Annotated in this window: 1 protein-coding gene; it reads right to left on the bottom strand. The window is 69.1% G+C overall.

The genetic code is table 11. The features are described from left to right. The coding region (locus FS507_RS17380; protein ID WP_145943847.1) for a biotin/lipoyl-containing protein at positions 1 to 220 on the bottom strand (220 nt) is incomplete at both ends.

The following is a 220-nucleotide window of genomic DNA, read 5'->3' on the forward strand; positions in this document are numbered from 1 at the left end:
CTCCATCTTCATCGCCTCGATCACCGCGACCGCATCCCCGGCGGCCACGGTGTCACCCACCGCAGCGTTCACGGTGACCACACCGGCGAACGGTGCGGACACCTGCCCGGCCACAGCCGGATCGGCCTTCTCCGCGGTCGCGGTGACCGACTCGACCGAGCGGTCACGCACCCGCATCGGACGGATCTGCCCGTTGACCGTGCACACCACCTGACGCATA

Origin of the sequence: Corynebacterium glyciniphilum AJ 3170 (assembly GCF_007673095.1) — a bacterium.
GTDB lineage: Bacteria > Actinomycetota > Actinomycetes > Mycobacteriales > Mycobacteriaceae > Corynebacterium.